This is a genomic window from Proteus sp. CD3 (genome assembly GCF_008808075.1).
Lineage (GTDB): Bacteria > Pseudomonadota > Gammaproteobacteria > Enterobacterales > Enterobacteriaceae > Proteus > Proteus appendicitidis.
Map to the genome: position 1 here is coordinate 2,484,898 of NZ_CP019686.1, position 21,953 is coordinate 2,506,850.

The window sequence follows — 21,953 nt, forward strand, 5'->3', positions numbered from 1 at the left end:
GTAGTAGAGCGCGTTGTTCTTTACTGATTATCTTTTCAGCAAAAAAGCTGATAACACAACCTGCTCAACTATTTTGGTCATTGCTTCATATTAACAATGACCACTTAAAAAATAAGCAGATAGACCTTAATGGTATATCTGCTTAACTTACTTACTGAAGAAAAAGAGTATTAAGCTAATTTCTCAATAAATTTAATCTCTAGTGAATCAATTTTATCTTTTAAATTTTCGATAAATGCTTTCATATGTGTCGTTTCATTGTGTTTATCGATAGCACTCTGGTTTTCCCATATTTCAAAGAAAATAAAGGTTCTTGGTTGAGTGGTATCCTTATGAAGTTCGTACTGGATACATCCTTCATCTTGATGACTTGGTTTTATCATCGCCTTGCAAGCAGATAACACTTCATTTTCATGATTTTCTTTTGCCACAATCGTGGCTATTAACCTGATATTATTCATATAAAATCCTGTATTCCAACATAAGTACAAATGAAAAATAAATAACAACCTGAAATTACTCTAGCATAATTCTTTATTTCATTATTTACATTTAGGCAAAAGCACTTTCCATTAGAGAAACTCAATTTACATCGAGGAAATTGCGACGACTGTTGTCTCTAAGTGAGATTTCTCAATCAAAATAGTGAACCGTTAATCTTAGTTCTGACAGTGGTGTGATTGTAATGGCGTCTAGAATGGCATTCGATTTGCTCATTAATGCGCGTTTATCTCAACGAAAAAAAGGAACCTAGTTCACACTTTGGTTCTTTTTTTTCATGTGTAACAACGTCAATAATAAAATGTAAACAATTTTACCAATATCAGACAAACTGTTTGTATTTGCCAACTTATTTCAGTCGTTCTGGAAAGCGTCAAATGTTAAATCCTAAAACATCGCTAACATAATCGCTGATTTCCATTATCAAAAAAGCGCTATTTAATGATGAAAATAATCTTTTCACTATTAATACTCCCATAATAATCTCAGGGTTATATCACTTATTGTGAGATAACTTTATAGCGCTAAAAACAGACAACAACAGATTTACACACTAAAGAAAATATTCCGTTAGAGATTATTACGTAGTTAAACCGAAGATAATTATCTGCCAACTCACTTTTCAATCACCTTTTTTATCTTGAATATTTGTATGACAATTGCTTGGGGAAAATGAATATCTCATCTAAAAATGAGACTATGACTTCAAAAATATTTGATCTCTTATCTTTGTTCTATAACAGTCAACTTAAACACGTTAAAAAAGGTAAGAAATACCCTTAAATAAATATTTTTCTATTATTAAATAGTATTTATTTCGCGATTTCTCAGTCACAAAGAATAAGAAAAATAGACTTTTTACTTTTATCAATGTGATCAGAGGCTCGTCAATCATATCTTTAAATGAGGATCGTTAGAAAGAACCATTCTCATTTATTATTTATTTTGCTTATCATAGACTCATTATCCCACTGATTTGTATTACAATTAAATCTAGTTCGAAAGCGAGTAATTGTGCGCCTCTGGATACAAAAAGAAGTCAATCATTGATGAGAAAATCACATTAATATCCATTTAAACAGTTAATATAAAAATATTAGTTTTGTATAATTAAAATTATTAAATTAAAAACAAATAAAAATAAATTTATGATGATAATTTATTTTTTCATACTAAACAAAATAGATACCAATAAAAAAACAAAGAATTAGCATGTTTCAATATATAAAAAAAGTAAAAACAAGTAAAAAACCAGCAAGAAATAAACAATAAAAAAATTTAAATAATAGATATTTTAAACAAGATGAAAAAATAAAATGAAATATAAAAAAGTTAAAAAATAAAACAATATTTATAATAAGGTGAAACATTATAAAAATAAAATAAAAAAATAATTTAAATAATTAATTCAGCAAAATTTATAATAATAGAATATTAAAATAAAAAACATTTATTTTATTTGTTAATAAAATAGGCAAAAAAATAATTCATTAACTTAATTTATGTTTAATCTAGGCATCGATGGTCCTTTTTATCCTAAAAAATGGCATTTTAGGCTGAAGTTTATCTTTTTATTACATAGCTAAAACCCTCAATATCGTTCTTTTTTTCATCAAAAATCAATTCGGCAACAACATTAGCAATTTAATTACATTGACAAACATCAAAAAACGCGACAATTAACAAGCAAATAAAGAGAAAAAAGGAATTTTTTTATATTTGTCACACAATTGATTTTATTCTATTACATCTCAATAAATATTCCCTACAATAGCCAACTAATCTAACCTGACAATTTCCTAAGTGATGATATTTTTCATTGTTTAGGTTAGTAACTATCTTTTTTTATTTATGATTTATCGTTTCAGCAAAGTAGAGCATTAATAAAACCTAGTACCCTACACAATTATATAATGACCAACTTATAGGTTTGCCAACGCAGTTATAAACGATAAAAATTGCAAACTTAAGGATAAAAATAATCATGTCAGACTATCTATCATTCTTATTAGGCATTGTGCCGTTAGCGGTTTTGATTTTTATGATCTTAAAAATGAAATCAGCCGTTCACCATGCAGTGCTTGTCTCTTTAGTAATAACTGTTGCACTTGCTATTTTCCATTGGAACAACACCATTCAATTTGCTTCAGTCTCTGTCCTTTATGGTGCAGTTAAAGGATTGTGGCCAATCATTATCGTTATTCTTGCTGCTATTTATAGCTATAACTTAATGCTAAAAACAGGTGGCATGGATGTTCTTAAAGATGTGCTGGCAGGCATAAGTGATGATAAGCGAGTGCAAGTTCTGCTTATCTCATGGTGTTTTGGTGGCTTTCTTGAAGCGGTTGCGGGTTATGGTACTGCGGTTGCCATTCCTATCGGCATTTTAATTGCACTTGGATTTGATCCTTTTAAAGCAGCCGTTGCCTCTTTAGTTGCCAATACGGTTCCTACTGCTTTTGGTGCGGTTGGTATTCCCGTTTCAATTTTGGCGCAAAATACAGGGCTTGATGTATTAGTGCTGAGCAAAACGATTATTATTCAGTTGGGATTATTTAATATCGTATTGCCTTTTGTCATCGTTGCCATTGCGGGTGGCGGAATTAAAGCAATTAAAGGTGTCGGATTTATTACCTTAATGTGTGGTATCAGTACATTGATCCCTCAATATATCGTTGCTGCCAATTTAGGTGCTGAATTACCCGCATTTGCAGGTAGCTTAGTCAGCTTAATTGTGGTTATTTTCCTTGCTAAACGCATGAAAAATAGTGGTGATAAACAAAAAAATGTCAAAAAACACACTGGCAAAGAGTTGTTAGTTGCTAGCTCTATTTATCTGTTTACCTTTATCTTTATTTTAGCGTGCTCACCTTTGTTCCCGACAATCCAAAGTATGGCGGGAGCAATTTCCACAAAGATCCCATTTGTATTAAGTGAAACACAAACGGAATATCAAACCATTGCTTGGTTAAGTACACCGGGTGTATTAATTATTCTCGCCAGCTTTGTGGGGGGAACCATTCAAGGCGCAAGTGTTTCAACGCTTATCTCTGTTCTGGTTAAAACAACTATCCAATTGAAAAACTCTATTATTGCCATTACGGCAATCGTAGCGATGGCAACCGTTATGGATTTCAGTGGCATGATTGGCAGTATCGCTGAAACCTTAGTCGATTTCACCGGCGCAGGATTTATCTTTATTGCACCAGTGATCGGTGCATTAGGAACGTTCGTAACAGGCAGTGACACCAACTCTAACGTGCTGTTTGGTAAGTTACAAACCAGTGCAGCCGCTAAACTTAATATTGATCCATTCATTCTGGCCGCTGCCAATACCTCTGGTGCAACGGGCGGTAAAATGATTTCACCTCAAAGTATCGCCATTGCTGTTTCAGCAACAAAAATGGATGGCCAAAGCAGTGCCATTATGCGTGAAACCTTAAAATACTGTATCGCTTACATCGTTATTCTTGGGGCGAAGATCGGCATTATTTATCATCTAATGAACTAATTAATAAGGAGAAGTGAGCGTGTTTATTCCATTCACTTCTCCCCTTATAACGAAGCAATAAAAGAATTTTATCTTTAGTAAAAATAATAACATCTGAGCGATGTTTTGGAGTTCGATTAATGAAAGTTAATTTTTATGCGACCTGTCTTGGTGATGTGCTGAAAGCAGATTCAGCCCGAGACACCGTCTTGTTACTTGAAAAATTAGGCTGCGAAGTCTTATTTCAGGAACGCCAAGGTTGCTGTGGTCAGCCTGCGCTTAATAGCGGTTATGTTAATAACGCAAAACCAGCCATGAAATCGTTAATTGAAACATTGGAAGTGAACGACTATCCCATTATTTCACCCGCAGGCTCCTGTACTTATGCCATTAAAGGTTATCCCACTTATCTTGCGGATGAGCCTCAATGGGCATTACGCGCGCAAAGTGTTGCCAATCGCCTTATTGATTTAACCAGCTTTATTGTTAACACCCTTGGAGTTGTTGATGTTGGCGCTCGTCTGCCAGGTAAAGCGGTTTATCACCCATCTTGCAGTTTAACCAGAAAGTTAGGTGTCGTAAGTGAGCCTTTAACGCTGTTAAAACATGTTGAAGGTCTTGAAATGTTGCCTTTTGCAAACTCAGAAACCTGCTGTGGCTTTGGGGGAACATTCTCCGTGAAGATGTCTGAAATTTCAGGCGAAATGGTGACTGAGAAAGTCAAACATATTATGGATGTCAGCCCTGATTATGTCATTGGTGCCGATACAAGCTGCTTAATCAACATTCAAGGTCGTTTAAGTCGTGAAAAACGACCTGTAAAAGTGTTGCATATTGCACAAGTTTTAATGAGCCAATAAGGGAGCCTGCTTATGTCTATCAAAACCAGTGATATAGATTTCAGACCTCGTCTAGAACATGAAATGAAAGACACAATTATGCGTAATGCGGTTGTTATGGCGCAAGAGCGTATTGGGGCTAACCGTCAAATCATGGTGAAGGAGCTAGGTAATTGGGAAGAGTGGCGTGATCGTGCTGAACAAATCCGTAACCATGTTCTTGAAAACTTAGATGCTTATCTCTATCAATTATCCGAAAAAGTGACTGAAAACGGAGGCCACGTTTATTTTGCTAAAACAGCAGAAGATGCCTCTCGTTATATTTGTGAAGTTGCCAAAAAGAAAAATGCGAAGAAGATTGTAAAATCTAAATCAATGGTCACCGAAGAAATTGGGATGAATAAAGCCTTACAAAATGAAGGCATTGAGATCATCGAAACTGACCTTGGTGAATATATTCTTCAATTAGATAATGATCCACCGTCTCATATCGTGGTTCCGGCGATCCACAAAGATCGTTATCAAATTCGCAAAGTTTTAAATGAAAAACTCAATTATGAAGGCAGTGAAACGCCCGAAGACATGACGCTTTTCATTAGACAACGTATAAGACAAGATTTCCTTTCTGCTGATATTGGTGTCACTGGCTGTAACTTTGCCGTGGCTGAAACAGGTACTGTCTGTTTAGTCACCAATGAAGGTAACGCAAGAATGACCACAACATTACCTAAAACCCATATCGCGGTGATGGGTATGGAACGTGTGGCTCCTACCTTTGAAGAAGTTGATCCGTTGATAACCATGCTATGTCGTAGCGCCGTTGGCTCCCGTTTAACCAGTTATAACACTTGGGTGACAGGTCCACGTGAAGCAGGCAATGTTGATGGCCCTGAAGAGTTCCATTTAGTGATTGTGGACAATGGTCGTTCTGAAATTTTAGGCTCCCAATTTAAAGATATTTTACGTTGTATTCGTTGTGGTGCTTGCTTAAATACATGCCCTGCTTATCGTAATATTGGTGGTCATGCTTATGGCTCCATTTATCCTGGTCCAATTGGTGCGGTAATTTCACCACTATTAGGCGGTTATAAAGATTTCCACGATCTCCCTTATGCATGTTCACTATGTAACGCTTGTAATGTGGTTTGCCCAGTCAAAATTCCTTTAGCACAACTGATTTTAAAACATCGCCGTGTAATGGCAGAAACGGGCCTTACACCAAAAGCAGAACGTCGAGTTACCGGTATGTTTAACTACCTTAATTCACACCCTGCCCTTTGGAAAGTAGGTATGAATGTCGGTGCGAAAATGGCGGGATTAATGATCAAAAATGGTTCTACACCAATCAAAATCAGTGTTCTTAATGATTGGATGGAATCCCGTGATCTCCCTAAACCAGATGGTTATAGCTTCCGTAGTTGGTTTAAACGCCATAAAGCAGAAGGAAAAAAATAATATGTTAAACGAACAAAATCGTAATGAATTTCTGCAAACTATTGCTGAAAAATTAGGACGTCCTATTGCGTACAAGCCACAACCGCAGCCTACACCGGTAAACAATTTAGCGAAAACACGCTTAACTAATTTGACTCAAGATGAACTGTGCAAAGAGTTTACGGACTTTGCACAGACTCAAATGGTAAAATGTGTTGTTAGCAAACCTGATGAAGTTATTAATAGCCTAATTGAGCTATGTGAAAGTTATGATTGTAAAGGCTCGGTGGTAATAAGTGGTGATGAACGTTTAGATGCACTTGGCGTCACAAAAGCAATTAGCGAAAAATATGAAACTTATATTTGGGACCCTGCACTTGGGCGTGAAAATATTGTTCATGCTGAACGCTCTCAAATCGGGATTGTTTTTGCTGAAGCGGGATTAACGGAATCTGGCGGGATTGTTTTATTTTCGTCTCCAGAGAAAGGCCGTGCCGTGAGTTTATTACCTGAAACCTCAATTGTGATCCTACGTAAAAGCGATATTTTGCCTCGTGTGGCTCAAATTGCTGAGCGTTTACATAAGATGGCTCAAGAAGGTGTGAGAATGCCGTCTTGTATCAATTTAATTGGCGGTGCTAGTTCTACTGCTGATATTGAATTGATTAAAGTGTGGGGGGTTCATGGCCCTGTTCATGCGGCTTATCTTATTATTGAAGATTGCTAATTGAAGATAAAATAACGTGAAAACGATAACAAAATAGCTAACAGTCAAAGTCGTTTATCGGCGCCTAAATCAAACCCAAAAGGTAAGTAATGGCTTTTGGGTTTTTCTCTATTATTTGCCAATTAATTATTTAATAAAATTTTTGCTCTCCATTGATTTAATTTTATTTCGCATGCCAGTAAAATATCTCCTGCCCCTGAGCCGCCCATTAATAATGCGGATTGTCGTTGACATTCAGCGCTTCTAAATTGAATAAAATGCTGTTGAGAACTGGCTAAAGCATCAATGGCACTTTTCGCTGCAACAGAATCCGTATCTTCAAGATCACTCTTACTTTTGTCATAAATGACATTCATTTGCTGTTCTGTCAGTTTTAACTCATCTAATAAACAAGTTTGCACTGCTGTTCTCGGCTCGTTTGCGGTCACTTCATAACATTTTGCTAAAGGATCGTATTTACCTTGTGCCGAAGAAAAAAAGCTCACTGTAAGTAAACTGCAAGAGATCAGAAATAAACTTATTTTCACGCAAACTCCTTATAGAAATTTATAATAAATTTATGTTCAACATAATGTATAAAATAACGAATATCACATCTATTAGTGCGAACAGCATCATTTTAGGATATATCGCATCTTACTCGATAAATTTAAATTTCAATCGAGCAATAATAAGAAAACATTATTAATATCTTTTTAATTCAAACGTATTTTGCTTATTTTTTATCAAATAAAGATTATTTAACCCAATATAAATAGATTGAAACTCAGCCAATAATTTTAAAAATTGTCATTTACTACTTTAATTTTGTGTTTAATTGATAAAATGACAAATTTTCTTATACCGAAAAAATCCTGCTATTTTCATTTTCACTCTTTTTTTCTTAGCATGGCAATAGAAAACCCTCTTTTTTTGCAGTAATCTCATATCATTCTTATTGGCAATTTTTGCCTAAAAACGACCCGTGGTATCACCAATATGTTCTACAAATTTACCCCCATTATTCTTCTTATCATTTCCAACATTTTTATGACATTTGCTTGGTATGGGCATCTAAAATATGGCAATAAACCCCTTATTGTTGTCATTATTTTAAGCTGGTTGATTGCATTTGTTGAATACTGCTTTGCTGTACCCGCAAATCGCATTGGTCATAATTACTACAGTGCCGCTGAATTAAAAACCATACAAGAAGTGATTACATTAACTATTTTCGCTATTTTTTCTGTCACTTACTTAGGCGAAAATTTTACATTAAACCATTTTATTGGTTTTCTTTTAATTGGTGCTGGTGCTTTATTTATTTTTAAAGGTCCTTTTTAGAAAAACCGATTAGTTGATATCGTTAGCTTATTTTTCCGGCATGTATCTACGCTTATTTTGTTATCGCCTTATCAAAACTGATAAGGCTTTTTTTATTCAAAATCTTACTTTCTGATGATTTTTAATACTATGTATAGTGTAGTTTTTACCGAGGGTTAAATAACACCATCACTTACCATTAAGTTATATAGTCTACTTAGAATGCTTTTACAAAATAATAGTCTGTTTTGTAATAAAAAAATTTCATATACAGAAATATTTCTCTTGAAAAATAATTTTCATTCAGCGCATAATGATTGCTCTAAGAGAAGCATCGTTTCTCTGCCTTTTTTTGCCTCTCTTAAACTACCGCACCCTTAAAACGTGCGTTTTGTCACTTTAACGTCAGATAAAATGGTATCTGGTATGAGCAAACATTCTAACGATTTTATTTATATGCAGGATAATCCCTGTATGCATTGTGGTGCTTGTTGCGCCTATTTTAGAGTTTCGTTCTATTGGGCTGAAATGGTAAGTGGTGGAGGCGTGGTTCCGGATGAATTAACAGAACCATTAACGCCTTTTCTCTCTTGCATGAAAGGAACGAATTCTAAAAAACCCCGCTGTGACAAACTGGTTGGTGAAGTGGGAGAGTGTGTAAGCTGTTCTATCTATGAACAACGCCCTTCTCCTTGTCGTGAATTTCAACAATCTTGGGTAAATGGCATTCCTAATGAAGCTTGTGATCGTGCAAGAGCGGCTTATGGTTTGCCTCCATTAACTCACATCACCTTACCTCATAGCGCGTAAGACATCAGAGGGGTAAAGCCCCTCCTGATCATTTAGTACCATCCAACCTATTTTTTATAAAAAATAAAATAACAGCACAAAAAAACCATTATTAAATAATACGTTAGTTTGACTTTATTTTTAAATAACCTAGTATATAAGGTAATGAATTAATAACGTGTGTTTAGTGAGGTTTTTTATTTAAAAATAGTAAAAAAGTTGGAGGGCATTATGATCAGTAGCTCTTTTTTTATCCTTTTCCTTTCTTTTATCTGTTCGATGGCTGTCGTTAGTATGTTACTCGGTGGCTTAGAGGAATGATTATGAATATTTCTGATGAAAATATTCTTTCCCAGAAATAATGCCCATACTTTGCATAACATCAGTATGGGCATTATTTTATTTATCGCTTAAATGTTAGATTTATTTTTATTGTTATTATTTTTATTCTATTTTTTATAAAAAATTAAATACCTCAAATTTTTCTCATTTACCTCTTTAGTAGGTAAAGTGCCCTGTTATTTTCCACGAAAATAAAACATCCTCAGCAACTTGCCCAAACCCAATATTATGCATAACGAGATAGCGTTGGTTATCCCCGCTTTTCTTATTTACTACAATGCCAATATGAGGCCGTCCATTATCTAAACGCCAGCTAACGATATCGCCCGGCACATAATCTTCGGCATTTTTTGTAATCGGTTTTACTTTTCCTTTTCTTGTAAAAAAGACCTCTAAATTGGGAACTCTACGGTGATCAATATTCGTATCAGGTTTATTCAATCCCCACATTCGTTTACTTGGGTAAGCAGAAAAATTGGCTTTAATATCTTCATGCAGTAATTTTTGTAAGTCGATATCAATCCCACGATAACTACGAATAATTACATCACTACAAACACCTTTATAAGCAGGCACGTCTCCCATTGGGTAGTCTATTTTTCGATAATCAGAGTCGTAAATTACGGCTCTTGGTAAGTCGGTTGCATATTCCACCAGCTTTTTATTTTGTTCTGAGGTTATCGCTTGTACACTTGAAAAGGGAATAATGAGTAAGAGTAAAACACTGATTTTCATTATTTTCACTGTATGTTCTCCATGAAAAAGTTAAATCCATTATTTAAGAAAGAAATGACGTTATCTGTTTATACTGATAAAGCACAGTATAAAAATATCAGGGAAGTCTTAATTCGTTTTTAGAGTAACTATAAAAAAACCGAGCCACCTTTACGGTAAGCTCGGCTGATAAATAAGAGAAAAGAAGAAGCAAGAGAACAAGTAAGAGAAAAACGTTTAGTTCAACACAATATGGCTTTTACGACGTAAACTTGCAAACAGCATGTAAATTGCTGTCACTAATAACACCACAAAGAAGAAATTCATAATGCCGTTATTAGCTTGTGCCATAAACATTCCTGCCCCTAAAGGTCCAATAGCAGAGCCAATGCTATAACTTAATAGCATCACTTGTGTAATAGCGACAATGTAACTCGCATTCACATGATCACACGCTAATGTAATAGCGATAGGATAAAGTGCAAAAGAAGACATTCCTAATAGCGCTAATGCAATAATAAGCACCATATAATCGCTAGAAAGATAAGTCAGTCCCATGGCAAAAACGCCCACTAAACACATCATCGCTAATAACAGTGTTTTGCTTATCATCACAGACAATTTACTAATAATAGGCTGAACCACCATTCCACCTAAAATAATTGCTGCCATCAACACACCTATTTGGTCTGTTGTAAATTGCCCTTGATTTAAAGCCAATGGCATCATGCCATAAATACTGCCCATCACAACACCAGACACCATACAGCCCACTAAAGCAGCTTTATTTAATCGGCTCATCTGCTTGAGTGACAAACTTTTATGGTCATGCCCTTGTGGTTGCCCCTGTTTAAAAAGCAGAGGCGGTAATACGGCAATTAATAGCAAAACTAATATCGCCATAAATGGGATAGCGCCTTGCGTACCAATTGCACCAATCGCCAATTGTCCTAATGTCGTGCCGCCATAAAGCGAGGTCATATAAAAACCTAAGCGTTTAGCTCGCTCTTTAGGATTATCGCCAATTAATAGCCATGACTCGACAACAACAAATATACCTGCAACCGCCATACCACCAATAAAACGGAAAACCATCCATGCTGATAAATAAGGCATTAAAGGCAACACACCGACAGTCACTGCCAGCAATAATAAAAATACAACGAAAGAAAGACGATGCCCTATTCTTGCAATAATAGGTTCTATCATGACCGAACCTATTAATAATCCAATAAAATAAATACTTGCTAACCAACTGGCATAAAGTGTATCCATTCCAAAACTGCTCATAGACAGTGGAATTAAACTCATTAAATAGCCTGACGCGATAGCAAATACCGTTAACCCAGCCACAGGTACTAATGTACTGTCGCCTTTGCGTACCAAAGTAGTGTTCTGTTTCACTACCCTCGTCTCCACAATCAAAACGGTTGATAATGTGCTGTTTTCTCGATGCCTGATAGAGGCAATTCTTTTATCTAGGAAAGATAAAAGAAACTAAGGTGAAAACAGTGGATGGCGTCCCTAAATTCAGGAGACGCGAATATAGCGCTTAAATTGCCATAAATAAAATTATAAAATCTAATGCCAGCAAACAATTTTATTTATATCAATCATGATTATCGTCTTTTTCTACAGAAAATAAATAGCTTAGTTAAGATATTTATTTTATAAAAAGATAAATATTATTTTATCAAGATTATTACGCAAAAATACGTATTTAATGGGTAATAAATGAAGAATTTTCATTGCTATCCTATCGTTATCCAATAGGATAGCTGAAAATAAATAAAGGGTTTCGCTTATTTGCTGCCTTTCTCTAAAGCAATTTTAATGGCATCAGGAATAGATCCACCGTGACCTTTGCCCTCAAACAGATAAAACTCACACTGTTTTCCTGCTTCCGATAAATATTGGCATAACTGGCGTTGTGTTAACCAGCTACTACGCTCTTGATAATTTTTTTGTTGTTCTTCACTCAATCGACTTAAATCAGGTGTTTCTTCTTTTTCGCCCAAGGTTATTGCAATAGAAATATCGTTAGGAATAGCTTGCCATTGCTCTTTTTTCACCCATTCGCCTTTTCCCCACCATAATGAGGGGCTTGCTGCGATATAACGTTGAAATGTTTCTGGATGATTAAATAAAACATAGAGAGTAAATACACCGCCAAAAGAGTGACCAAACAGCGATTGTTGAGTAATGGTGATGCGCTCTTTAGCGAGTTGCTCTAACGCGTAAGGTCTAACTTGCGTGAGAAAAAACTGATAAAAATTTTCGGCATTGCCACCTTGACTAAACGCCTCACCGAGTACGTTTGGCGTGTAATCATGCATTCTCTCTGTAATAAAATAGGCTTTATCCCCCACATATCCCACACTGATAATTGCAGGTAGCGGTTTATTTTTCTGCTTTATGGCTTCGTTTATTATCAACGGAAACTGCGCATTTCCATCAACACTAAAAATAAGTGTTGTCTTAGTTGTGTTTTTAGGAATAGCAAGAAAGAGGCGATATTGTTTCCCCTCATACGCCACTTCTTTTTGTGTAATTTGATAATAAGAGTGAGCCTGAGACTCAATTTCAGGCACTTCTTGGTTAGGTCTAGCTTGAGCAACCGCAGATAACATAATCATTCCACATAACATTAGTATTCGCATAAATCAGATACTCTGTCGGTAATTTAAAAATTGAACCATTAAGATGAAATTAATAGAGAGACATAAAAAAATAAACCCCATATTTAATACGGGGTTTATTTAAATTTAAGCTTGATTAGAAGCTATATTTAATATTCGCCCAATAACGACGACCTTCATCAACAACCCAGTTACCACCCTTATCATTTACAGCAGGGCCGGTTTCATCTGTAATATTTAATACCGCAAAATTAAACATGGTGTTTTTATTAAAGTTGTAGGTCATTCCTAAATCAAAGGTTGTATACCCACTACGATAACGCGCCCCAGTGTAACCATTACGTTGTGCAGCCCAAACTTGCTTACCGGTATAAGCGGTATTGGCATAAAAACTGGTTGCTTCATCAAACTGCCAATCAACTCGTGCATTGGCGCTGTGTTTTGGCGTTAAATCTAATGGGTAGCCTTTTAAGGATTCACCTGATGATAATTTTTCATCATCACTTTTACGTTCTGAATCGATATAGGTGTAGTTTGCATTGACATGCCAACTTTCCGTAATTGGGAAACCAACAGCTGTTTCAATCCCTTTAATATTCGCTTTACCCACATTATCGTATTGATACAGTTTTAAACCTGTAATTGGATCTATTTCACCCGTGTCGTAATTCGTGAGCTTATCTTTAAAATCAGTATTAAAGAACGTCACACTTGCCGTAACACCATCACCATTGTCATAACCAATACCAATTTCTTGGCTAACTGATGTTTCAGGTTTTAAATCACGATTACCGTACATAATTGCACGGCCTTTTTCCGTTGAAGTACCGTACTCAGGGCTGATTTCACGTAAACTTGGTGCTTTAAAGGCTTTCGCTACACCACCCTTTAAAGTGAATTCATCAGTTAAATGATAAACGGCATACGCTCTTGGACTCCAGTGATTACCGTAATATTCATGATCGTCCAGACGCACACCGCCAGTTAACGCAAGGTTATCTGTTACGCTATATTCATCTTCAAGGAATAACGCTTTTTGATCAGCGGTAATAGTCGATTGTTTAATGCCAGAGCCAGTAGATGATTCATCTTTTAAACGTGAATATTGATATTGACCACCAAAGGTCATCACGTTATCAGGTAAAAATGCAGTAAATTTCGCATCAAAAACGGTATTGGTAATTTCAGGGCGGCGATCTTCATAATACTTCTCGCGCTCTTTTGTCACCTTATCAATCATTTCTGTTTTAGTGATGCGTTTAGTCTGTTCTTGATAAACACTTAATTCTGAATGCAAAATATCAAACTGATTTTTATAGGTTAATGCCCAGTGATTACGGTCATTATTGGTTTCCAGCATTTTATTTTCATCCGCTTTGCCGCCACGGATGGTAAATTCGCTCATGGATTTACCTGGTGTCGTTGTACGTTGTAACGTATTGCGACCCGCTTCTAATAAAATGGTTTGGTTATCAGTCGGTGTGAAAGCCAATTTTGCCGTAATATTTTTATTATCATTACGACCTTGACCATAAGTGATTTTATCTTCAGCGCGTAAATAGCTACTGCCATAAAGCTGTAAGCCTAATTTATCTTCAATTAAAGGTCCTGAAAGATAAAAATCGCCATTAATGGAATCACCTGCATCACGGTTATGTTGCAAAGTACCGCCAAGTGCAACAGAGCCATGCCACTCTTTTGTTACTGGCTTCGTGATGATATTGATAACACCACCCATTGCATCGGAACCATACAGAGATGACATTGGTCCACGAATAACTTCTATACGTTCAATCGCATCTGCTGGTGGAATAAAACCACCTTCATAACCACCACTCCCATTAGGGCGCGACTCACGGCTATTTTGGCGACGACCATCAACAAGAATAAGTGTGTATTCACCGGGCAAACCACGCATCGTAATTTCTTGCTTATTAGCATTACCATTAATGCTAACACCTTCAACGCCTTTTACGGCATCGGCTAAATCATGAACGGGTTTCTTTGCGAGTTGTTCTTTGCTGATCACGGTGATACTTGCTGGTGCATCTGTAATTTGTTGAGCAAAACCCGATGCTGATACAACAAGTTTTTCTTCTTTGTTTTCTTGTGCATACAGCGGGTAAGAGGCAGATAAAATACAGGCTGTTAAAACGCCCATTTTAAAGTTCATAAAAATCCCCTGAAATTAATAACGTTTATAATAATGAGAACGATTAATATTATCTTAATCAAATAATCATGAGAATAATTTTCTTTTCACTTTAGTGCTTTTTTTTTAATCTGTATCAAAGCAAATTGACGCCATGCTTATCATATTTTGAAATAATGGTTTTAGATCACAAAAAAGCAGATGGCATAACCATCTGCTTTGTATTGTTTTGTAGCGTATTTTTAGATTTAGAAAACTAACCGATTACAATCTTGTGATTACCAGAATACGGCATAAAGTACACATAAGATGATCATAATGGCGTAGGAAGCAATATTGAATCCGCTTTGTGTTTTAAAGGTTTTATCTGTTAATACAATCGCCCCTACGCTGTCATCAGTTTTAGTCGAGGTTAAACTCACTAAAGCAATCACAACCGTAGTAAACATAAAGGTATACATCATTTGATCAAGGAACGGCATACCTAATGGCATTAACTTGAGGAACAACGCAAACGGTATAGATAAAACCACACCAATGATTGCACCTTTTGCATTCGTTTTTTTCCAGAATAAACCTAACAAGAATACCGCTAAAATTCCTGGGCTGACTAAGCCGGTATATTCCTGAATATATTGGAATGCCTGATCGATACCACCCAATAATGGTGCAATAAAGCAAGCAATAATTAAAGCAACAACGGCACTAATACGACCCACGTTTACTAAACGTGTTTCAGAGGCTTTTGGCCCAATATACTCTTTATAAATATCCATCGTGAAAATAGTCGCGATAGAGTTAAGCATAGATGCCAAAGATGAAACTATTGCAGCAGCAAGCGCAGCAAAAACGACACCTTTTGCACCTACTGGTAAGAACTGCGTTAACCAAGGGTAGGCTTTATCTGCTTGTGATAACGTTGGAATATGCTCTTGTGCCATTGAACCTAAACCCGCCATTAATTCAGGGTTCGTCGTAATAACAAATGCAGCAATACCCGGCACAACGACAAGAACAGGTACGATGAGTTTTAAGAATGCAGCAAACACTAGCCCTTTTTGAGCTTCATTGATAGATTTAGCCGCTAAAGCACGCTGAATAATGTATTGGTTAAAGCCCCAGTAATAAAGGTTAGCGACCCATAAACCCCCAATCAGTACCGCGATCCCCGGTAAGTTCATAAATTGCGGATTATCTTTCTCTAAGATCATTTTAAAGTGATCAGGTGCGGCTTGTGTCATTTTGCTCAAACCTTCCATGATCCCACCATCCCCACCGATATAGCTAACGGCTAATACAGTGGTAAATAAACCACCAAGGATCAGGAAAAACACTTGTACCACGTCTGTCCACGCAACAGCAGAAAGCCCACCATAGAGTGAATAGATAACAGCAAATAATGCCAAACCAATAATGGCATACATCATTGGGATACCAAGGATGGTTTCTAATGCCAAGGAGCCTAAATAAAGTACTGATGTTAAGTTAACAAAGATAAATAATGCCAACCAGAACACTGCAAGAATGGTTTTTAAATTACGGCTTTTAAAACGGTTCTCAACAAATTCTGGAATGGTATAAATACCTTTTTCGATAAAGACCGGTAAAAAGTATTTAGCCACAATAATTAATGTCAGTGCTGCCATCCACTCATAAGAGGCGATAGCTAGACCGATGGAAAAACCAGAACCTGACATACCAATGAATTGTTCTGCCGAAATATTAGCTGCAATAAGCGAAGAACCTATTGCCCACCAAGGAAGGGTTTTGCCTGCTAAGAAATAGTCCTTTGTTCCTTTTTTCTCACCATCCTTTGAACGAGAAACCCATAATCCTAGACTAATAATAATGACGACGTAGAGGGCAAAAATTGCATAGTCTATTGTGCTTAACCCAACACTTTCTGTATGCATAATATTTTCCTTTCAGACCCATAGAGAGAATAGGTTTTCAATGTAAACGTTTTCACAGGCTTTTTCCGTTACTCTGTTCACAAATTTATCGCTTATGTTACGTAAATAGATCATAAAATAGAAAAACAAACGATTACTATGACGAGTAAAGCAAAATTCACGCTTTAAATACGATGATGGTTTTCTTTTATAAATTTCGGACATTAAAATAATCGTTGAAAAAAGCCCTATAAATGATAACGATTACACAGATTAATTAAGTATAACCTCTTAATGTAAAGACCATTAAGAGGATCGACTCAATTAAAAAGCAAATGAGATAATTAAGATGGATAACTAAGAGAGATGGCTAAGATTAAAAACGGAATTACGTTGAACTAATGTTGGCGAAAAAATACGTTGTTTTTGTTCGAGTACTTCACCTTTAGAAAGCCTAATAGCGAGTGTTGCCGCTTGTTCTGCCATCATTTGTACAGGATAACGCACCGTGGTTAAACGAGGGTGAATATAGCGAGCAATTAATACATCATCAAAGCCAATAACTGAGATTTTTTCAGGTACAGGGATTTCATTTTCATCAAGAACAGATAAAGCCCCTGCTGCCATAAAGTCGTTGTAAGTCACTACTGCTGTAAAATCGATAGATTTCGTTAGCAGATGCATCATTGCTTTTTCACCGCCTTCACCTTCAGGCTCTCCATACTCAATATAGCTTTCTGGCAATGAGATATTATTGGCTTCTAATGCCGCTTTATAACCTGCAAGGCGCTGAGTTGTATCTTCAATCTGATGAGTAGATGAAATATACGCGATTTTAGTATGACCTTGGCGAATAAGATGCTCTGTTGCCATCCATGACCCTTTGTAATTATCTAAAGCAACACAACGTTCGGCAATGTCAGGAATAAAGCGGTTAATCAATACCATGCTTTTAACTTCTTGAGCATAAGCCAGTAATTCTTCATCAGAGAGTGCTTTTGAATGGATCACAAGACCATCACAGCGACTATTAATCAATAATTCGATAGATTGTCGCTCATCTTGAGCATCATGATAACCATTACAGACCAAGATGTGTTTCCCTGATTGTCTTGCAACGTTATCAACCGCTTTAACGAGTGTGCCAAAAAAGGGATCTGAAACGTCATGCACTAAAACACCTAAAGTTTGCGTACTTTGGCTAACCAAAGCCCTTGCTGCCGCATTAGGTCGATAGCCTAGCTTTTGCATCGCAGCATTAACTGTTTCGATAGATGTTTGACTTGCTTTTGGCGAGTTATTAATGACTCTAGATACAGTAGCGACAGAAACACCCGCTTCTTTCGCGACATCTTTGATAGTCGCCATATCCACCCCTTATGGATCACCTTTATTCATGGTTAAGAAATAACGAACCGTTAATCTACAAACAAAGAAAAAAGAGAGTAATAGAATTTAAGTGGCTTGATTATCAGCGAAGAAGGGAAAATTAAAAAGTAAAAAGATCAAATAAATAGTGAAAAGGAAAGCGTTTACACTTTCCTTTTGTTGTTACGAGTAAAACTTATAGATTGTTTGGCTATTCCATGCTGTATTTGCAGGTAAAACACCTTGGTTTTCATGCCATTCTGGATGATTAGGACCATCTGGGAAATATTGTGTTTCTAATGCCAACCCTGAGTAATTACCGTAATGGCGGCTCTTTCCTCTTGTTCCAGCCAGAAAGTTACCGGTATAGAATTGGACAGAAGGCATAGTTGTAAAAACATCCATTTTAAGTTCACCTTCAGGAGCAATCACGGTCGCAACAGGGGTTTTATCCTCAATCGCTTTTTTATCTAAAATAAACGCATGATCGTAACCATTTGCCGCTTTTTGGCACTCATCTGCCATAAAATCACGGCCAACACGTTTTAATTTACGAAAATCAAACCCTGTTCCTATTACGCTTACAAACTCCCCCGTAGGAATATTACCGTTGCCATTTTTTAAATAGTGAGTCGCACAAATTTTTAAATCATGCTCAAGTGCAGTGCGCTCAGTATGTTCACCCGCAAGATTGAAATAAGCATGATTAGTTAAACTTAATGGCGTAGTTTTATCACTCATCGCCTGATAATCAATGCACACTTCATTATTATCTGTCAGCGTATAGGTCACACTTACTTTCACAGTACCGGGAAAACCTTGGTCACCATCATTTGAAATTAATGAAAAAGTGACGGATTGAGATGATTGCGCAGTGATCCCCCAGCGAAGATGGCTAAAGTTTTGCTTACCACCATGTAAGGTATTTTTACCTTCATTCGCACTTATTTTATATTCTTGCCCTTCTAATACAAACTTGGCTCCTGCAATACGATTAGCAAAACGCCCAACCGTTGCGCCTAAATACGCTGTTTGTTGTTTATGGGCATTCATATCCGCAGAGCCTAATAACACATCTCGGCGATATCCATTAACCGGTACAATACAGGTTAACCAAGTCGCACCAATATCCATTAAAGAGATAGACATCCCAAAACGATTTTTAAGCACTACGATTTGCGCAGGTTTTCCATCTAATGCGGGTTGTGCTGTCATTTGTTCAGGTTCAAGAAAACGAAGCTCCTGAGTTGCCATTATTTTGCCTCCGAATAGCCCGCTCCTTGGCTGGCAGAGCAGACATAGATAGTTTCTTTTAATCCCGTTTTAGCTTCATATTGCGCCTTAACAGAGTCAATAACTTTATCAACTAAATCTGGTGTCACTAATGCTACGACACAACCGCCAAATCCACCACCTGTCATTCTTACCCCACCACGATCACCAATCACTGATTTTACGATTTCAACCAATGAATCAACCTCTTTGACTGTAATTTCAAAATCATCACGCATTGAGTGATGTGATTGCATCATTAACTGACTCAATGTGGTTAAATCACCATGACGTAAGGCTTCTGCGGCATCTAATGTTCGGTTATTTTCAGTGATAACATGGCGCGCCCGACGATAAACCACATCACTCATTAATGCTTTTTTAGCAAGTAAATCCTCTAATGTGGCATCTCTTAATGCGGTCACATTTAAAATATGAGCGGCTTCTTCACACTGTTGGCGACGGGTATTGTACTCACTATCAACTAAACCACGCTTTTTATTGGTATTGATAATCATCACAACCATATTTTCGGGCATTGTTACTGCCGACGTTTCTAATGAACGGCAATCAATTAATAGTGCATGATTTTCTTCACCACAAGCCGAAATAAGCTGATCCATAATGCCACAGTTACAACCTACAAATTGGTTTTCTGCTTTTTGGCCATTTAATGCAATCTCTTTTTGGCTAATAGGTAATTGATAAAGTGTTTTAAGCGTTTGACCAATGGCAACTTCTAACGCGGCAGAAGAACTTAACCCGGCACCTTGAGGAACATTTCCGGATATCGCGATATCCATCCCATGAAAAGAATAGTTCTCTTTTTGCAGAAAATGAATAACACCACGAATATAGTTCGCCCACATTTTATGAGGTAAAAACTCAATGGTGTTATCGAGACTAAATTCATCAACTTCATTTTGGTAATCAACCGCAATAACGCGAATAGTATTGTCTTCTCGTTTCGCTGCGGCAACGACCATTTGATAATCAATTGCACAAGGTAAAACGAATCCATCATTATAATCAGTGTGTTCACCAATAAGATTTACCCTACCTGGCGCTTGAATAAAATGTGTAGGTGCGTAACCAAAAATAGATGAAAATGAACGAGTCACATTATTAATAAGTGCCTGCATAATAAATCCTTAGCTTAAAATTAAGTAATGTACTCTAAATCATTTGAGTTGCAGGTAGGCGGCAAGCAAAGATATCCCGATGAGCATACTCATGTATGTGATTCGGGTAGCTGAGCGTAGCCAACACCCCTGCAACTTGCAGGATGAAGAGTATAAAAATCCCACCACACCATTATGTAAATAATGAGATGCCTGATTTAATTTATTTCGTGCGCAAAAAGCAGATTAATTAAAATGCCTTGCTATATTGCATGGTTATTAACTTGCATGGTTATTAACGTTGCTCTTTATAATGAATGTCACTTAATTGACGTAAATTATTCGCGGCTTGTTCTGGCGTTAGATCTCTTTGCGATTCTGCCAACATTTCATATCCCACCATAAATTTACGCACTGTGGCTGAACGTAATAATGGCGGATAATAAAGCGCATGTAATTGCCAGTGATCGATATTCCTATCATCTTTAAAAGCAGGCGCAAAATGCCATCCCATTGAATAAGGGAAAGAACAGTGGAATAAATTATCATAGCGGCTAGTTAATTTTTTCATTGCAATAGCCAGATCATCTCGCTGAGCGCTATTTAATTCACTCATTCTTCGAATATGCACTTTAGGTAATAACATCGTTTCATAAGGCCAAGAAGCCCAATAAGGTACTACCGCCAGCCAATGCTCTGTTTCAACTACAGTGCGACTTGCATCTTTACATTCAGCATCAACATAATCGATTAATAGATTACGCCCGTATTTTTCAAAATACGCTTTTAATTGCACATCTTTTCGCGCTAATTCATTAGGCAAAAAATCACTCGCCCAAATTTGCCCGTGAGGATGAGGTTGAGAGCATCCCATCGTTTCGCCTTTATTCTCGAATACTTGAACCCAAAGATATTCTTTGCTGAGTTCTTCTATTTGATTATCCCAAGTATCAACGATTTTACGTAAGCTACTGACAGGTAATTCAGGGATTGTTTTCCCATGATCAGGTGAGAAACAGACAACTCGGCTAATTCCTCTCACTGCTTGAGTTTGAAATAAAGGATTTGATGAAGGATCAATATGATATTCGTCTTGCAACAACGCAGAGTGGTCATTATTAAAGACATATGTTCCTGTGTAATCCGGATTTTTATCGCCAGAAACACGGGTGTTATTTGGACACAAATAACAGTGAGGATCATAAGAGGGAAGTGTCGCAATCTGAGGCTTTTCATCTTTGCCATTCCAAGGTCGTTTCGCTCTATGTGGTGAAACTAAAATCCACTGACCAGTTAGCGGATTATAACGACGATGAGGATGTTCAACAGGATCAAAAATCAGTTTCGACATAACCTTCTCTCTTATTTATT

17 protein-coding genes are annotated in these 21,953 nt (G+C 36.7%); 6 read left to right on the top strand and 11 right to left on the bottom strand.

Annotated elements, in window-relative coordinates; all coding sequences use genetic code 11:
- Window positions 1-170: 170 nt before the first annotated feature.
- Complete coding sequence (locus BTA34_RS11350) at window positions 171-461, bottom strand: putative quinol monooxygenase (RefSeq protein ID WP_151435677.1); 291 nt, start codon at window positions 459-461, stop codon at window positions 171-173.
- Window positions 462-2,485: 2,024 nt separating this feature from the next.
- Between BTA34_RS11350 and BTA34_RS11355 the strand changes: the two genes are divergently transcribed.
- The 4 genes from BTA34_RS11355 (at window position 2,486) to BTA34_RS11370 (ending at window position 6,991) form a co-directional block, all read left to right on the top strand.
- Window positions 2,486-4,012, top strand: coding sequence for an L-lactate permease (locus BTA34_RS11355; protein ID WP_151435678.1), 1,527 nt, complete (start codon window positions 2,486-2,488; stop codon window positions 4,010-4,012).
- A gap of 119 nt (window positions 4,013-4,131) precedes the next feature.
- The gene (locus BTA34_RS11360; RefSeq protein WP_151435679.1) at window positions 4,132-4,851 is read left to right on the top strand and encodes a (Fe-S)-binding protein; all 720 of its coding nucleotides are present in this window, start codon (window positions 4,132-4,134) and stop codon (window positions 4,849-4,851) included.
- Between the two features lie 12 nt (window positions 4,852-4,863).
- Entirely contained in the window at window positions 4,864-6,285 is a 1,422-nt protein-coding gene (locus tag BTA34_RS11365; protein WP_075670932.1) for a LutB/LldF family L-lactate oxidation iron-sulfur protein, read from the top strand.
- A 1-nt stretch (window position 6,286) separates the two neighbouring features.
- Window positions 6,287-6,991 carry a LutC/YkgG family protein gene (locus tag BTA34_RS11370; protein ID WP_151435680.1) on the top strand — a complete coding sequence of 235 codons (705 nt, stop codon included), beginning with the start codon at window positions 6,287-6,289 and terminating at the stop codon, window positions 6,989-6,991.
- 122 nt (window positions 6,992-7,113) lie between these two features.
- Here BTA34_RS11370 and umoC read toward each other — a convergent pair whose 3' ends face one another.
- Entirely contained in the window at window positions 7,114-7,518 is a 405-nt protein-coding gene (gene umoC, locus BTA34_RS11375; RefSeq protein WP_151435681.1) for a lysozyme inhibitor LprI family protein, read from the bottom strand.
- Window positions 7,519-7,969: 451 nt separating this feature from the next.
- Here umoC and BTA34_RS11380 point away from each other — a divergent pair, with 451 nt between their 5' ends.
- Window positions 7,970-8,314 (top strand): DMT family protein, encoded by a 345-nt coding sequence (locus tag BTA34_RS11380; RefSeq protein WP_098942257.1) that lies wholly within the window; start codon window positions 7,970-7,972, stop codon window positions 8,312-8,314.
- A 405-nt stretch (window positions 8,315-8,719) separates the two neighbouring features.
- Window positions 8,720-9,103, top strand: a complete 384-nt coding sequence (locus BTA34_RS11385; RefSeq protein ID WP_151435682.1) for a YkgJ family cysteine cluster protein — start codon at window positions 8,720-8,722, stop codon at window positions 9,101-9,103.
- A gap of 477 nt (window positions 9,104-9,580) precedes the next feature.
- Here BTA34_RS11385 and BTA34_RS11390 read toward each other — a convergent pair whose 3' ends face one another.
- From BTA34_RS11390 to BTA34_RS11430, 9 genes are all read right to left on the bottom strand, one after another.
- Window positions 9,581-10,159 carry a DUF1287 domain-containing protein gene (locus tag BTA34_RS11390; RefSeq protein WP_151436766.1) on the bottom strand — a complete coding sequence of 193 codons (579 nt, stop codon included), beginning with the start codon at window positions 10,157-10,159 and terminating at the stop codon, window positions 9,581-9,583.
- 216 nt (window positions 10,160-10,375) lie between these two features.
- The gene (locus BTA34_RS11395; protein ID WP_099074867.1) at window positions 10,376-11,542 is read right to left on the bottom strand and encodes an MFS transporter; all 1,167 of its coding nucleotides are present in this window, start codon (window positions 11,540-11,542) and stop codon (window positions 10,376-10,378) included.
- A gap of 398 nt (window positions 11,543-11,940) precedes the next feature.
- Window positions 11,941-12,798, bottom strand: coding sequence for an alpha/beta hydrolase (locus tag BTA34_RS11400; RefSeq protein ID WP_265576075.1), 858 nt, complete (start codon window positions 12,796-12,798; stop codon window positions 11,941-11,943).
- A gap of 115 nt (window positions 12,799-12,913) precedes the next feature.
- Window positions 12,914-14,950, bottom strand: coding sequence for an IreA family TonB-dependent siderophore receptor (locus BTA34_RS11405; protein WP_151435683.1), 2,037 nt, complete (start codon window positions 14,948-14,950; stop codon window positions 12,914-12,916).
- A gap of 257 nt (window positions 14,951-15,207) precedes the next feature.
- Window positions 15,208-16,842 carry a sodium/sugar symporter gene (locus BTA34_RS11410; RefSeq protein ID WP_151435684.1) on the bottom strand — a complete coding sequence of 545 codons (1,635 nt, stop codon included), beginning with the start codon at window positions 16,840-16,842 and terminating at the stop codon, window positions 15,208-15,210.
- Between the two features lie 336 nt (window positions 16,843-17,178).
- Window positions 17,179-18,189 carry a substrate-binding domain-containing protein gene (locus tag BTA34_RS11415; protein ID WP_151435685.1) on the bottom strand — a complete coding sequence of 337 codons (1,011 nt, stop codon included), beginning with the start codon at window positions 18,187-18,189 and terminating at the stop codon, window positions 17,179-17,181.
- A 183-nt stretch (window positions 18,190-18,372) separates the two neighbouring features.
- Entirely contained in the window at window positions 18,373-19,443 is a 1,071-nt protein-coding gene (gene galM / locus BTA34_RS11420) for a galactose-1-epimerase (RefSeq protein ID WP_151435686.1), read from the bottom strand.
- Window positions 19,443-20,603 carry a galactokinase gene (gene galK / locus BTA34_RS11425; RefSeq protein WP_151435687.1) on the bottom strand — a complete coding sequence of 387 codons (1,161 nt, stop codon included), beginning with the start codon at window positions 20,601-20,603 and terminating at the stop codon, window positions 19,443-19,445. The genes galM and galK overlap by 1 nt, the downstream gene beginning before the upstream one ends.
- 274 nt (window positions 20,604-20,877) lie before the next feature.
- On the bottom strand, window positions 20,878-21,933 hold the full coding sequence (locus tag BTA34_RS11430; protein WP_151435688.1) for a UDP-glucose--hexose-1-phosphate uridylyltransferase: 1,056 nt from the start codon (window positions 21,931-21,933) through the stop codon (window positions 20,878-20,880).
- Between the last annotated feature and the right edge of the window lie 20 nt (window positions 21,934-21,953).